We start from the raw sequence: 391 nt of genomic DNA, 5'->3' as shown, positions 1-391 counted from the left end.
GCGCCAGATAGCCCAGCGGGAAAAATATCAGTGCGCAAACGACAATAATTTCAATGATATCGCTGATGGTCATCATGATGAGCGCTCCACAGCATCATCTAACAGTCGCATGGGTTCTGGTATTCGTCGCCAGTGGCGACCATCGTGCTCGGCATTGATGACCGGTTTAGAACTTTGCGTTAAAGGCAGCGGCATGCCCCATTGTTCTGGGGCAAGCAAGCGCATCTGCACCAGCTCGGCACTGATTTGATCATCTTCAAACCAGACCATACGGTTTGAGAAAATGTCGCCAGTAGGCAATGGGAAAATATGATTCAACGCGGTATCCAGATCGTTAATCCGACAGAATGAGAGAAACAGCACCAGCCGATTACCGCCAATGGTCATGATA

The 391-nt window shown here is 49.4% G+C and carries 2 protein-coding genes; both read right to left on the bottom strand.

The annotated features are described in order from the left end of the window. The coding region (bcsF, locus tag ACEWB7_RS18585) for a cellulose biosynthesis protein BcsF (protein WP_411581173.1) at positions 1–73 on the bottom strand (73 nt) is incomplete at its 3' end. Then, positions 73–391: BcsE family c-di-GMP-binding protein (locus ACEWB7_RS18580; RefSeq protein ID WP_411581172.1), on the bottom strand; the 319-nt coding region annotated here is incomplete at its 5' end. The genes ACEWB7_RS18580 and bcsF, both read right to left, overlap by 1 nt.

Source organism: Acinetobacter sp. NIOH-H-8, from assembly GCF_046635365.1.
Classification (GTDB): Bacteria; Pseudomonadota; Gammaproteobacteria; order Pseudomonadales; family Moraxellaceae; genus Acinetobacter.
Note: the sequence above shows the minus strand (reverse complement) of the source record. Positions and strands in the feature narration are given on the sequence as shown.